Raw genomic sequence first — 15,392 nt, 5'->3', positions numbered from 1 at the left:
AAAACCTCCATTGTAATACCTATAAATATTTGGCTGCAGGCTCATCCTTCTTAAAGGATTTGTCTAAAACCTTGAGGGCCAGCGATGCACTGATCCGGGCACTTTGACGGAGTGGTTGAATTTGCCGCAGCAATTCTTCACGAACCAACCAGGGGTCGCTGATAACCTCCTCCACAGCACCCCAGAGGTCTGCAAATATCGGCTTGTCCACTGGTGTGGCAGAGGTTTTACCCAACAAACCCATAAACCGGTCAATTTTCGGATCGTAGGAAATGGCCACCGGCGGCACATCCATTACAGCCGCCAAGATCAAAGCATGCAATCTCATGCCCACTAAGAGATCCATATTAGAAATGAGGCTAGCCATTTCCACCACTGAATAATGTCCATCCAGCACCACCGCCGGTTGCTCCATCAGTTCGGCGACTTCCTGGGAAGTCTTTATGTCATCGGGGTAATGCATGGGCAGAAAGACCACCTGATAACCCACCCGAGAAAGCTTATCTCCCAGCTCTGCCACCACTTTTTTATACTCCACTAGCTCTTGCCAGGGCCGGACTGAAATGCCCACCATTCTTTTTTCAATAGATAAATCAAGTCCAGTCTGCCGTAAGATTTCCTGACCTATTCTCTTGTCCACATACTTTTCCTCTAAACCCAGAACTGGGTCCGCTGTGACTTCAATCTGGGGCCGGTTGATTTTCATTTCCTGTAGATCTTGCTGAGAGGATTGATCACGCACTGTAATGAAATTCACTCTATTGACAATCTGGCGCATAAAAAATCTACCTAAGGGTCTATGCACCGGGCCAATGCCCTGGGCGTAAAAGAAGACTGGTTTTCCCAAAAGCTGGGCAAGCCAAATTACCCCCAGGTAGTAGATTAAACTTTTTAAGCCTGTTACATCCTGCAATAGGCTACCCCCGCCGCTGATTAACATATCGGCATCCTTCAGGGCACCATAAACCTCCCTTAGCTTCCAACGGTTGCTGGCCGTAACCTTATAAACATCTGCAGTCTGTGCAGGATTATTGGACAATACCTCGATTCTTAAACCAATGCGAAGCTCCCGTAGGGTTTTCAGGATGCTAAATAGCACTGCCTCGTCCCCCAGGTTGTCAAAGCCATAGTAACCGGAAATCACAACTTTAGCCATGCAAATACCCTCTCCCATAGCGAACTACCAATTTATTCAAGAAGAACACCATCAGCCCAAGGACAATCCCTAACCAGATACCATGGAAGGCTCGCAACAAGGATACAATGAGGGGAGTATGAATATGGGCAAAGGTATTTACTAAAGATGCCTGTCCAATGGTACCCAGTAACAGCAGGGGTAAAAACCAATTATTACGGTAGCCGAACAATAAAACCAACAGCAGGGCCGGATGTCCCAGTAAAAATTCTTTGGTTCTGGGCCGTACCCCCAAAAGATAATCCAATAGACTGCGGAATTTTAATTCTAGGCCACTGACTGTCATACCCTCGTTGCCAGTCCTAGCCACATAGATGATCACAGCAGCCGCCATGACCCCTGCGGCCAAGGCAACCCCCAATTGAAGGGGGTGATTGAGCATGTTTTTGACCTTCTCGGACAAACCCTTGCCGTGGGTAACTGACAGGGAGAAAAATAGCAGCACAATCAGTAGTGGTACCACATGGGCCAACTTGACCCCGATAAACTGATCCAGTTTCAGCATAAAACCAGCCCCAGCCAACAGTCCCACCATAAACAGGGCTCCCAACCATGAGAACAGCGAAATCCGCAGAAAAGCACCTACCGCTGCTATAGGGGAACGACCCTCTAAACGAACATTTTTAATTAGTGATAGAGCAGGGAAAATGATCACCGCTGCTAGGGCCATTAGCTTCCGGGCCATACCCAAATCAAGATAAGTAAGGGGAACCCAAACAAGTATAGCCAATAGACCAACCCAGGGGAGCCACCGGCCTGACCAGAAAGTTGCCAGTAGCAGCAGTCCCCCGGCAATTACCCCCAGCCCAATCAATATGATCAGGTTCTGATTAACCGGAATAGGCGGCAGCATAGCAAAGGGGCCTACGGTAAGTCCTTCAGCCTTTAACCGTTTGGTAATGCCATCAACATAATCTAAGTTCTCCTGGAAAATATCACCGGCTGTAAAATAGGGTCTTACATATAGAATACGATGATTTCTCTCCGCAGCCGCTAGGCCAAAACGATCCACCGCCTCCCCCGGTGAGGATTTCTTTAATTCCTCAGGCGAAACTGTATGCAGACGAACCACCTGCTTGTCCAGTAACAAACCCAACTGATCAAGACCCCTTTGGGCAAAGAACTCTACCTTGACCAGAGGGACATGCATTTTCCTAATTTCCTCAGCCAGAATACCCATTAAAACTTTATCAGGGTAGGCCGGTAAAGTATCATCATTAAACATGACGGCGGAAGTACCAAGAATGTCACGGTAAAGTGCAAATGCCTCCTGAATACTTCGTTGGGTTACCCCCTGCCATGTGCGAATTTGCAAAATGGGCCGCAGGCCCGCTTGCTGTACATCCCGCAGGGATTTTTCAGTAAAACCTAAACCTAGGTCAGCCAAAGTACCCTTCATTTGTATATACGGTAAAGAGGTTTCAATAATGTAGGTACCTACTTCGATATTATAGGGGTTAACGTGTCCCAGCTTTGCCTTCATCTGAGGAAAAATTTGCTTAAAAATCTCCTGGTTATAGACCAGAATATAGGTATAGTCCCTTCTAACTGTAGTGGATTGGGTCAGTTCCTTTAACCAAGGCGGCGCTTCTGATTCTGGTCTGGTGAGCAGGGCCTGACCAGAGTAGACTTCGACCAAACCGCTGGACTCTAAATCAGCCAAAACATTTTCCCGTAGAACCACTGCCGTGACACCATGCTTTTTAAATTCCTTGAGCCCCTCCACAGGAGTAAGCCCTCTGTAACTGGCAATATTATTGATTTCCTCATAGTTTACTGCTAATTCAACCTGATCAAAATCCTTCTCCACCATGTATCTCTGCCAGAAGGCTACGTGGAGTGCCGCCAAGACAGCCACCACCAGCACCAACCACAGGCTATATTTAAACCATTTAGCCAAAGTATGATCTCCCTTCCATGACAAAATCCTCCATTTATTATAACCCTGTGGAGTTAATATATAAAGGAAGCCTTTGGGTAAAATCCCTTAATAACATATAGCCGGCACCCACTGTGACCACACCTTTATTTTGCTTTACCTGTTCCAGAATAAAAGGGTTCCAGAAATTTTGTTGTGTATAGTAAGCATAGGCTTGCTTTTTATTCATTTGCAGGCCCTGATATTGTGAGAAATAATAGGCCACATCTGCCAGGGTCAAGTCATTGCCCTCGGTAGTAAGTACAGGTTTTTTCTTGATTTGGACACCTGCCCGCTGCAGTACGTTTAAGCCATTGATAAAGTGTGCCTCGGACATATTGTTAGCTAGGCGGTAGTTATTGTTATAGCCACCGGCGGCCATGCCATAACGGCGCATAAATTTCAGGCCTTCATAGGCCCAGTGCTTGGTCTCCGGCGGTGGGGTCAGGTTTAATTCCTTTAAATCGACACCTTGCTCTTCCAGCCGCTGTTGTAACTTTTTAATCTGGCCCTGGTCTGCTGCCAGCTTTTTAAAGGGCAGATCCTCATCCAAACTAAGGGCCGCGGCTACTCCGGCGGCCTGACCGGTGGCCATGCCAACAGGAATCACCCTGGCGCTGCCGTGGGCCAGGGAATCAAAGCTGGCCGCTCGGCCCACCACCAGTAAATTTTCTGTCCCCTGGGGCACCAGACTACGCAAGGGAATGGCATAACCGGACGGTACACCTATGACTGTCCCTTTGAAATGTGGATCCGTGGCTTGGATATCTATGGGGTAAGACCCATAGGCAATGCGATCTGGAAAACTTCTGTTCTCCAACACGTCATCGACGGTTAACCGGTAAAGGCCCTGAATATGCCGGGTTTCCCTTACATACAACTCCGGTGCGGTTTCCGCCAGCACTATGTCGTCGAAGCCAGGTATGTGTTTTTTTATGTACTGTACAATATGGGGTAGTTCCTGCTCCGCCAACTCCCTGGCCCTTTGCCGATCCTCCGATTTAAGACCGTCAATACCAAAGACCTGCAACGCATTGATTAGTACCGAGTTATCCCTCTGCCTGCCTACATTGAGGCCCCGCATGGCCACTTCTGGGGTGTTTGATTGATAACCCTTCATAATGCCATCAAAACCCCAGGCACTCTGAAAATTGGCCCCGGTATAATGCTCTACGGTATTTCCGGTAACAGAGGCCACCAAGCGCCGGAAGTTTAAATTTAGCATCATCCGATACCAATCCCATTGGCTGATACCATCCAATTTAAAGACCAGAGTGACGGCCATGATCTGCTGCCCGCTACCATAATCTTCTTGTCCATAGGTGAAGGGTACACCTACAGCAGTTGCAATATCTGCATCCTGGGTGGCATCGATAATTCGGCCAGCGGTGATATTTTGCTTTTTGCCCTGGGAAATCACTTGAATACCCTCAATGACATTTGGGCCAGCCGCGACATCTGTAACCTCTGCCTGGACTAGGCCGCTATTTTGTGAGGCCGCTTGATCATTTAAGACGGATTGACCAGGGGATATTAGTGGCTTAACCTGCCCATCCGCAATGGGTAGTACCGCAGCAACTCCGGGTAACACATCCAAGTTCTTTTCCTGATTCACCATTTGATGAAATACGGAGGTGGCAGTGGTGACATCAAAGGAATCTCCTTCAATTTGATTAAAAAACTCTTGAAATATCCCCTTATTGAGAATCACTTTGCCCGGGCCGTAATTCATGTCTAAGCTGTTTAACCAGCCTCGGGTCATTAAGCCACCCAGTTCTGATCGAGTATCAACCAGGAGAGTTTGTTTGCCGCTGCGGGCGGCAGCCATGGCCGCAGCAACCCCTTCTGGGTCCCCACCAACAACCACCACATCATAGGAGCCTTTGATGTTACTGGGTTTTAGGGGGATAACCTCTTGTGGGGTCTGACCCTCACTGAGGATTGAAAACCCGAAGGCCACTATCAGCATAAGCAAGGCATAGTGCCACTTGTTTAATTGTTTCATTAAGTAACCCTTTCTAAATAACCCTTTCTATGTCCCAATAACCACCCGATCTTGTCCACAAGTTGTTCCAGGCAGAAACATTATAGCCTAGCCATAGGCCAAAGACTAGTGCACTGACCATAAAAATAAAGGTACCGCAAACTGTAAGGCTCTGTTAATACTAGTATTAAAAATATGGCTAAAAGTCCCTGTTGGCAATACCTCCAGTGGTATACTGGTGATATGTATGAGTACCACCGCAAGAATGGCGATACCCTGGGTGATTTGTATTTCGTTAAGCTGTCCTTTATCTTTATTTAGTTTTAGTCTCCTTGATAATCAGAGAACCAGGGATTTTTCCCTGGTTCTGTTTATCCGACAAGTTACATTTCTGTGGAGGGAAGTCAACTGCTGGCCCCGGCATTGCTACTTTCTCCGGTAGAGGGGTTATTTTTCTGTGTTTCCCCAGACCCTTTGCCATCATCTACAATAATCTCAACATTATTATACTTTTTTGCAGGATTAGTTGGTTTACCAGACAAATTAGCCTAAAACTCGGAAATACTTTGAAGATCTATTGTAACCGCCTGCAACAACTATATTAATTAGACGTAAATAAAGGCAAAAATATAACACCCATTTTACAAAAGGTGTTATATTTTTAGCTTATATTTCATCATTTATTTGATTTACGGTTTCCTTCATAATTTAATGCATCCACGGGTGCCCCCAGTAACTTTCTGCGCATTTCCGACCTCCTGGTGTTTCTATAACCATTATATATTACGATTCTTGATGTTCAATTTCAACAAATCCGCTTAAAATATCCCACCTCTCGCCAAAAGTAAATACCGTGTATCTACATTGATCAATGGTTATTGGAGAAAAGGCACCCCACTTTAAATTAGTGGAGTGCCTGGGTTCTTGGTCCTATTCAATTTCTACCTTTACCTCAGTTTGCAGACTAAGTAAAACCGGTGATTTTGTTAAAGCAAAATCGACAAGTTCTTTTATTTGTTCTTCAGATGCAGTTGTAACAGCCTTCAATCTTATTGTAGGGTTCTGAATTCCCCCCTGCCCTTCTTTTACTCCTAAAAAGACGGCTGCATCTATATCAGCTGCAATCTCCGCTTCAACCTTTTCCAAGACAAAGCCCTTTTGACTGGCTAAAACCTCAAAGGTTATAACAAAACAACCTACAGCTGCTGCTAACAAATATTCCACAGGGTTTGCTGCAATATCTGTACCTCCCAATGGCTGTGGCTCATCCATTAAAAATGACGAGAAATCACGTATGGTCACCTGATTTTGGACACCATCTTGCCAAATCACGCCAGCTGAAAAAGTTTTCTTTCCTAAATCGGAGTCTACTTTAATAGCATTGATGGTTTGCTGTACGTTATCAAGTAAAACATTATTCATAAAAATTACCTCCTTAATAAACCACTTTCATCCTTGATTCCACTGTAGACCTTTCTTTAACCAAGGTTTTTTTATGCTAGCAATTGCTTTTATACACAGAGCTAAATAGGTTTTTAGTAGAACCTTATATAATTCTATTAAAAAATTTTTTCGCGGTATGTAAGGAGGCTCACAAATTAAATAAATCTACTCATTTTTATCAAACCTGATCCATATCTTTCCTTTATGTTGGCGAATTACCCCAAACAATGTTAGCTTGTTGATCAGCAATGTTACTGTTTCACGACTTGAAGCAACCATCCCTGCTAAATCCTGGTGAGTTATGGAAACAGGAATAGGATACCATAAGTTTTCTTTTTTACTGGGATCGGCAATTTTTCTCAACAAAAAAACAAGACGTTCTTCAACTCGTCCATAGGCTACTTGTTCTAAAATCTCTATCGTTTCCCGGAGTTTCTCTGACAAGTAACCCAGTAGGGCCATGGCCAGAAGGGGGTTTTTTTGGATTTCTTTTCTTACTTCCTCCTTGGGAACGGCAATAACCTTTACCTCTGTCAAAGCCTTAGAAAAGGCACCACTTTTTTTTTCAGTAAAAATACCTATCAGGTCGATGAAATCACCTGCGGCTAACAACTCTAAAATACATTCTTTGCCATCCTCATGAATATGAAATAACCGTGCATCCCCTTTTTTTATAAGGTAGATTTCCTGGGTTGGCCTAGTATTATTGGTAATTAAACTACCTTTTTTAAAAGTAATTTCTCTCCCATGATTAAGCCACTCTTCAATTTTGGATTTTGGAAACAAGTGAACTATTCTTGTTGAGTTAGATTGGTCAAACATACAAAACCCCTTTGGCAAAATTAAACTTAGCAAAACGGTTGGTCGTAAATTTAATGATTATTACACCTAGCTTGTCAAAGGTATCTTAACCTTTTACTCTGTTATATCACGGGATCTAGAACGTAAAGCTGCTCTGAACAAAGCTTTGACGCTTCACTCCACCTTAGATTGTACCTAATATGGGTTGTCTTTGATATTATTGCCATCTATCTAGAAGTAGGATCTTCCCGTCATTATCTCTGATTATTTTTCCCTAGAGCCAGAACACCTACCCTGGTGGCTTCACCGCCACCAGGGTTCTTTTAATTAATATTCGACAATTTTTACGGGCGTCTGACCCCTCTTATTTTAGTCAAAGCCGAAGTAACCAGATATTACAACTTTAGCCATAAATATACCTTCTCCCGTAGCGAACTACCAGTTTAATCAGCAAGAATACAGCCAACCCAATGAGAACTCCTAACCAGATACCATGGAAGGCCCGCAACAAGGATACAATGAGTGGAGTATGAATATGGGCAAAGGTATTTACTAAAGATGCCTGTCCAATGGTACCCAGTAACAACAGGGGTAAAAACCAATTGTTTCGGTAGCCAAATAATAAAATTAACATTAAGGCAGGATGTCCCAAGAGAAATTCCTTTGTTCTGGGCCGCACTCCCAAAAGATAATCCAACAGACTACGGAATTTTAATTCCAAGCCACTGACAGCCATGCCCTCGTTGCCAGTTCTGGAAACATAGATAATAATAGCAATGGCCATAACTCCTGCGGCCAGGGCAATGCCTAGCTGAAGGGGGTGGTTGAGAATGTTTCTGACCTTCTCAGGCAATCCCCCACCCTTGGTAATTAATAAGGAAAAGAACAGCAGCACAATAATCAGCGGCACCACGTGAGCCATTTTTACTCCGATAAATTGATCCAACTTGAGCATAAACCCGGCACCTGCCAACAGCCCTACCATAAACAGGGCTCCCAGCAGGGAAAACAATGAGATGCTTAGAAAGGCAGCAACCGCCGCTCCAGGAGTTCGACCTGCTTGACGAACATTTTTAATCAGGGATAAGGTTGGAAAAATCATCACTGCTGCTAAGGCCATCAGCTTCCGGGCCATCCCGAAATCAAAATATGTATAGGGAACCCAAAAAAGTACTGCCAATAGGCCAACGCCTAATAGCCATTTACCTGGTTTTAGACTTTCTAGCAACAACAGCCCACCGGCAATAACTCCAAGGCCGATTAGGATCACAATGTTCTGATTAACCGGAACCGGAGGTAACTGATCAAAGGGTCCCACCGTAAGTCCTTCTTTAGCCAGGCGTTTCGTAATGCCATCAAAATAATCTAAGTTCTGTTGCAGTATATCTCCAGAATTAAAATAGGGGCGCACATAAAGAATGCGGTGATTCCTTTCTGCTGCCGCCAGACTAAAGCGATCCACAGCTTCCCCTGGGGAGGATTTTTTCAATTCTTCCGAGGAAACAGTATGTAACCGAACTACCTGTTTGTCCAGAAGAATACCTAACTGATCAAGACCCCTTTGTGAGAAAAACTCTACCTTAACCAAGGGGACATTCATTTTTTTAATCTCTTCTGCCAGAATACCCATCAAAACCTTGTCAGGATAGGCCGGTAAAGTATCATCATTAAACATGACGGCGGAAACACCGGAAATGTTACGATAAAGTGTAAATACTTCCTGAATACTGCGTTGGGTTACTCCCTGCCAAGTGCGAATTTGCAGAATGGGTCTGAGTCCGGCTTCCTCTACATCCCTTAGGGAAGTGCTGGTAAAGCCTAGACCAAGATCCGACAAAGTTCCCTTCATTTGTATATAGGGTAAGGCTGTTTCAATTATGTAGGTATCCTCTGCTATTTTGAAGGCCTTTACATCAACTAGCTTCGCCTTCATCTGGGGGTAAATTTGATCAAAAACTTCCTGATTAAAAACTGCTAAATAGGTATGATCTCTTCTTAATTCAGTGGCCTGGTTAAGCTTTTTTAACCAAACCGGAGACTCTGCTTCTGGTCTGGTCAATAAGGCTTGTCCGGAGTAAATATCAACCATGCCTGTCGACTCTAATTCAGATAATATACTCTCCCGTAAAACCACCGCTGTGACACCATGCTTTTTAAATTCCTTAAGCCCCTCCAAAGGAGTAAGTCCCTTGTAGCTGGTAATACCATTGATTTCCTCATAGTTTACTGCTAACTCCACCTGTTGGAAGTCCTTTTCTATCATATACCTCTGCCAGAAGGCCACATGGGCCGCTGCTAAGACAGCCACCACCAACATGGCCCACAGGCTATATTTAAACCCTTTGCTCAAATAAAATCTCCTCCCATGACAAAATCCTCCATTTATTATAACCTTGTGGAGTTAATATATAAAGCCGTGCATAAAGCACGGCTAGTAAAGCTTTTGCCCAAAAGCCTTAACTCTTGAGCCACCATTGGGTAAAATCTCTCAATAACATATATCCTACACCCACAGTTACCACTCCATTTTTTTGCTTTACATGATCCAGTATACGGGGATTCCAGAAGTTTTGCTCGGCATAATAGGCATAGGCTTGTTTTTTATTCATCTGTAGGCCCTGATACTGTGAAAAATAATAGGCCACATCCTCTAGGGTCAGTGCATTGCCCTCGGTAGAAAGCATAGGTTTTTTCTCAATTTTGACACCTGCTCGCTGCAGCACATTTAGGCCATTGATAAAATGTGCTTCGGACATATTTTCATCTAGGCGATATTGGTTTTTATAGCCTCCGGCGGCCATACCGTAATGTCGCATAAATTTTAAACCATCATAGGCCCAATGCTTAGTTTCCGGTGTAGGTGCTAGATTTAATTCCTTTAGATCAACACCCTGTTTGGTCAGCCTCTGCTGTAAATTATTTATTTGCTTTGTATCAACAGCCAACTCTTTAAAGGAAAGACCCGTTTCCAAACTAAGTCCAGCGGCGACTCCGGCAGCTTGACCAGTGGCCATACCAACGGGAATCACTCTGGCACTGCCATGGGCCAGGGAATCAAAACTGGCTGCCCGTCCAACCACCAGTAAATTCTCTACAGCCTGGGGCACTAAGCAGCGAAAGGGAATAGCATAACCAGCGGGTGTACCTATGACATTTCCTTTAAAATGCGGATCCGTGGCTTGGATGTCAATGGGATAAGACCCATAGGCAATAACATCCTGAAAGTCCCGGTTTTCCAACACATCATCTACCGTTAAGCGGTAAAGCCCCTGAATATGCCGGGTTTCTCGCACATATAACTCCGGTGCAGTTTTCGCTAGCTCTATATCAGCAAAACCTGGTATGTGTTGTTTTATGTACTGAACAATATGGGGCAGTTCCTTCTCTGCCAGTTGCCGTGCCCTTTGCCGATCTTCCAGCTTGAGACCATCTATACCGAAGACTTGCAAAGCGTTGATCAGTACCGAGTTACCCCCCTGCCTACCCACATTGAGACCGCGCATGGCTACCTCTGGGGTCCTTGATTGATAACCCTTCATAATGCTATCGAAGCCCCAGGCACTCTGAAAATTGGCCCCGGTATAATGCTCCACGGTATTTCCGGTAACAGAGGCCACCAAGCGCCGGAAGTTTAAACTTAGCATCATCCGATACCAATCCCATTTGCTGACGCCATCCAATTTAAACACTAGAGTTACGGCCATGACCTGTTGCCCGTTGCCATAATCTTCTTGCCCATAGGTGAAGGGCACACCTACAGCAGCTGCAATATCTGCATCCTGGGTGGCATCGATCACCCGACCAGCGGTTATCTTTTGTTTTTTGCCCGGTAAAACCACTTGAATACCATCGATGCTTATCGGAGAAGCCTGTAAATTTATGGCTTTATCCTCAGAGCCGATCAGTTCACTATTTTGCTTTACCACTTTTTCCTTTATTACAGATTGACCAGGGGCTACCAAAGGTTTTGCCTGTCCACTAACAATGGGCAGCACCGCATCCACCCCCGGCAGCACTTCTAGGTTCTTTTCCTGGTTTACCATTTGATGAAATACACTGGTGGCTGTGTTAACATCAAAGGAATCCCCTTCTATTTGATCAAAAAACTCTTGAAAAATCCCCTTGTTTAGAATTATCTTGCCAGGGCCATAATTCATATCTAAACTGTTCAACCAGCCTCTGGTCATTAACCCACCAAGTTCCGGTCGAGTATCCACCAACAGGGTTTGCTTCCCGCTGCGGGCAGCGGCCACAGCTGCTGCAACCCCCTCGGGATCGCCTCCTACCACCACTACATCGTAGGATGACTTAATCGTACTGGACTTTAGGGGAGATACTTCTTTTATTGCCGGATCTCCAATAAGGATCAAAATACTGAGAGCTACTATAAGCATAAGCATTGCACCAAAGGCCTTGAAGTACCGCTTGTTTAATTGTTTCATTGAACGACCCTTTCTTTGGCAAATATTAACCATTTGTCAAGCTGAAGGCTGATGGCAAAGCCTATTTTCTTACTCCATAAAGAGGCCTTGCAAGTATTGTTCTTTCAAGGTAATAGGTTACTAAACTGGACAGGACAAGAATGATAACAAAACCAAGGATTGTAAAGAGGTGCACATCGTTGGCTTCGACTGGAGATAAAACACGTTGCCAGAGCACAAGGAAAAACGGGTGAACCAAATAAATACCAAAGGATAATCCACCAATTTTATCTAATATTGTAGATATACGAAGTGCTGCCCTTTGCAATATTCTGGCAAGAAATATAAAACATATTCCCATAGCGGTTGCATACAGCAGCCAAGCCATTTGAAAGTAAAAGGTATTGATCCTTTGGCCAGCTACAACAGCCAGATATTGATTTACATAATAGCTACCCGCAAGGATAGCAACGGTAATAAAAATCACCCGATATCTTGCCCACAAGTTACTCCAGGCAGAAACATTATAGCCCAACCATAGGCCAAAACCAATGGGAAACATATAGCTCAATATCAGGGAAGCCGAATAAGGAAAATAGTCATAAAGATATAGTTTGTTAAGCCAATAAAAGGCTACCTGTAGGCTTCCAAAAATTAAAATGCTTTGAAATAAACTGGGCCGATGGCGCTGCCAGAAAACATGGATAAAAGGAAAAATGAGATAAAATTGTATGACCACGGATAAGAAATAAAGGTGGTAGAAGCCCTTGCCAAAGCCGTACCATAAAATGAGTTCCTTTATAGAGGGTAACTTTCTAGCTTGGCCGGTAATAAATAACAAACTTAGGTAAAGTGTTGTCCAGATCATAAAAGGAACAACAACCCGTGCCCAACGTTTACGATAAAATCCACGCCAATCACCGATTTTATCTGCCAAGCCATAGGCCAAGACCAAGGCACTAACCATTAAAAACACCGGTACCGCAAACTGTAATGCTCGATTGATAGCGGTATATAGTAAATGGTTGGAAGTTCCCACTGGCAATACCTCCAGTGGTACACTGGTGATATGTATGAGTATCACAGCTAGAATAGCAATACCCCGGGTGATTTGAATTTCCTTTAGATTCACTTTGTTTAATTTTTTATTCATTATACCTCTCAAACAAGTTTAATAGTTTGCACTATGATAATCAGAGAACCAGGGATTTTTTTCCCTGGTTCTGTTTATCTGACTAGGTCAATTCTATATTACATCTCTGTGGAAGGAAGCCAGCTACTGGTTCCTGCACCGTTATTATCTCCTGGAGAAGTATTGCTTTCCTGCTTCTCTCCAGTTTCCTTAATAGTACTGTTATTATCTGATTCCTTGGGCGTCTCAACAATAATCTCAACATCATTATCCTTTGGGATATTGGAGCCACTTCGACTGTCTTTATTATTTTTCACAGGGATTTCTTTGTTTGGTTCATCAGATTCTTGGGTATCCCTTGCAGGCAAAATAGGATTTACCGGTTTGTTGACTGTTGTTTTAGGTTTAGATGTTTCTTCTTTAGCTATACTTTGTGTGTTAACTTTCTCCTCACCCAGGACTACATCATAGGGTTTGCCTTCTTGAATAAGGGATTCTGCAACCATTTTAGCCTGCTCTGGATCGACACTCCAATAACTTACACCATTCATATCTAAAAACTTACCAGGCATGGTCTGGGTAACGATATCAACGTTGCTCAGATTTTTAGCTGCTTTAGCCAGGGTCACCATCTGGGTGATACCTAAATTTGTATCAAGATATTTATTAATAGTAGGAACCAATTTGGGTAACTTGGTAATGGTGGAAGGCTGCATCATTTCCTGAGCCAAAGCCTTGAGGAACTTTTGCTGACGCTCTGTACGGCTGACATCTCCCAGGGCATCGCTCCTGAAACGCACATACTGTAGGGCTTTGTCGCCGTCAAGTTCCTGCAAACCCGGTTGTAGGTCAATCTTCTGCAAATCTGGTTCATCATAGGGATCATAGTGATACATACGTTTTTCTACATCAATGGTAACTCCACCCAAGGCATCTACGATGTCCCGAAACCCCCGCACATTGGTGGTTAAATAGTGGTCAATCTTAACACCGGTTAGGTTTGATACCGTTTCCATAACTAATTCAGGCCCACCGTAGACATTGGCCGAGTTAATCTTATCATGACCATGACCAGGAATTTCTACCCGAGTATCCCTTGGCAGTGATATCATGGCAATGCGGTTTTTCTCTTTATCCACGCTGACTAGAATCAGACTGTCTGTACGGGTATTGGTCTCCCCTTCCCGGGCATCTATACCCATAAGAAGGAAGTTCATACGATCCTTTAAAACATTCTCTTCCTCTGGTTCGCCCAGGGTCAGTGACGAAATAGATGGACCTGCCCCATCAAAGAGAAATTGGTTGGCCAATACATAACCTGTTCCTAACACCAAAACAAAAAAGGTACAAGAAAGGAGAAAAGGAATAATCCTTAATTTACGTTTTCTTCTACGTTCCATTTAACTAGCCACCTTCTTTCTGCACATATCCGAAAGCATAGTGTACTGTTTGATTTAATAACTGGCACACAGAAATATTGTAACATTATTCACCATGGGGCTTCAACGCCAAATCCAGTCAATTTAGCCTAAATCTAGGAAATACTTCGACGTTTTTTGGTAATTCCCTGCAATATAATTCTAACCAGCTACGGTACAAAGTCTTTCATAAGATAAGAAGAGGTTGATTTTGATTTCCTTCATAATAATTAAGACGTTACAAAAGCCAAAAATATAACACCTCTATTTAAAAAGGTGCTATATTTTAAGCTTATATTTTTTGATAACCAACCAGGCAAACTTAGGCAACACCAACTGCCGCTTCCAACGATAGGGCTCTTTTATTAACCGCCCCAGCCATTCTAGGTTAAGTTTTTGCAACCAGGGGGACACACGCTCAACTCGGCCAGCAATGACATCAAAACTGCCACCTACACCCATGGATACTGGTACTGCCAGTTGCTCTTTATACTTGTAAATCCACTGTTCCTGCCTGGGCATACCTAGTGCCACAAAAAGTAAGTGTGGTTTGGCTGCGGCAATCTCTTTTACAATTTTATCTTCTTCATGGGGTTTAAAATAACCGTCACGGGTACCCACAATGTTTAATCTCGGATACTGTTTTTTTAAGTTGCCAGCTGCTTCTTCCGCCACACCGGGAGCTGCTCCCAACAGGAATATTCCCCATCCCTTCTGTTCAGCTAAGGGTATAAGGTTTAGCATTAAGTCTATGCCCGTTACTCGTTCAGGCACTGGAGATCCAGTCGTTTTAGCAGCCCATACTATACCGGTTCCATCCGGCGTAATAAGGTCTGCCTCATAAATTAGTTTCATAAGTTCTTCATTATCTTGGGCCCGGTAGAGGTATTCGGGGTTAAGGGTGATGATAAAGTGGGGCTTACTATCCTTGTGTAAGAATTCTTCTATTTCACTTACAGTTTCTTTCATATTTAATGCATCAATAGGTGCCCCTAGTAATTGTATACGCACGTTTTCGCCTCCAGTAGTTAACCTTGACCATAATGAACCAATCACAATCGGTCCTAAGAGGATAATAGG

Annotated in this window: 10 protein-coding genes; all 10 read right to left on the bottom strand. The window is 43.8% G+C overall.

Annotation, left to right across the window (positions count from 1 at the left end):
* Positions 1-19: 19 nt before the first annotated feature.
* Entirely contained in the window at positions 20-1,156 is a 1,137-nt protein-coding gene (gene csaB, locus ACYQ03_RS03740) for a polysaccharide pyruvyl transferase CsaB (RefSeq protein ID WP_459907751.1), read from the bottom strand.
* Positions 1,149-3,095 carry a DUF5693 family protein gene (locus ACYQ03_RS03735; RefSeq protein WP_459907749.1) on the bottom strand — a complete coding sequence of 649 codons (1,947 nt, stop codon included), beginning with the start codon at positions 3,093-3,095 and terminating at the stop codon, positions 1,149-1,151. The genes csaB and ACYQ03_RS03735 overlap by 8 nt, the downstream gene beginning before the upstream one ends.
* Before the next feature lie 37 nt (positions 3,096-3,132).
* Positions 3,133-5,118: an FAD-dependent oxidoreductase gene (locus ACYQ03_RS03730; protein WP_459907747.1), complete on the bottom strand. Its 1,986-nt coding sequence runs from the start codon at positions 5,116-5,118 to the stop codon at positions 3,133-3,135.
* Between the two features lie 909 nt (positions 5,119-6,027).
* Entirely contained in the window at positions 6,028-6,519 is a 492-nt protein-coding gene (locus ACYQ03_RS03725; protein ID WP_459907746.1) for an OsmC family protein, read from the bottom strand.
* Positions 6,520-6,705: 186 nt separating this feature from the next.
* On the bottom strand, positions 6,706-7,362 hold the full coding sequence (locus ACYQ03_RS03720) for a Crp/Fnr family transcriptional regulator (RefSeq protein ID WP_459907744.1): 657 nt from the start codon (positions 7,360-7,362) through the stop codon (positions 6,706-6,708).
* Positions 7,363-7,744: 382 nt separating this feature from the next.
* Positions 7,745-9,691, bottom strand: a complete 1,947-nt coding sequence (locus ACYQ03_RS03715) for a DUF5693 family protein (RefSeq protein ID WP_459907742.1) — start codon at positions 9,689-9,691, stop codon at positions 7,745-7,747.
* Positions 9,692-9,797: 106 nt separating this feature from the next.
* Positions 9,798-11,783 carry an FAD-dependent oxidoreductase gene (locus tag ACYQ03_RS03710; protein WP_459907740.1) on the bottom strand — a complete coding sequence of 662 codons (1,986 nt, stop codon included), beginning with the start codon at positions 11,781-11,783 and terminating at the stop codon, positions 9,798-9,800.
* A 61-nt stretch (positions 11,784-11,844) separates the two neighbouring features.
* Positions 11,845-12,915 carry an acyltransferase gene (locus ACYQ03_RS03705; RefSeq protein WP_459907738.1) on the bottom strand — a complete coding sequence of 357 codons (1,071 nt, stop codon included), beginning with the start codon at positions 12,913-12,915 and terminating at the stop codon, positions 11,845-11,847.
* 98 nt (positions 12,916-13,013) lie between these two features.
* Positions 13,014-14,294: an LCP family protein gene (locus tag ACYQ03_RS03700; protein WP_459907737.1), complete on the bottom strand. Its 1,281-nt coding sequence runs from the start codon at positions 14,292-14,294 to the stop codon at positions 13,014-13,016.
* A gap of 297 nt (positions 14,295-14,591) precedes the next feature.
* A complete protein-coding gene (locus tag ACYQ03_RS03695) occupies positions 14,592-15,323 on the bottom strand; it encodes a WecB/TagA/CpsF family glycosyltransferase (RefSeq protein ID WP_459907736.1) in 732 nt (243 codons plus the stop codon).
* Positions 15,324-15,392: the final 69 nt, after the last annotated feature.

This window comes from Desulfotomaculum defluvii (genome assembly GCF_054657375.1).
The sequence above is the reverse complement of the archived record's forward strand: the minus strand, read 5'-3'. Positions and strand labels throughout refer to the sequence as shown.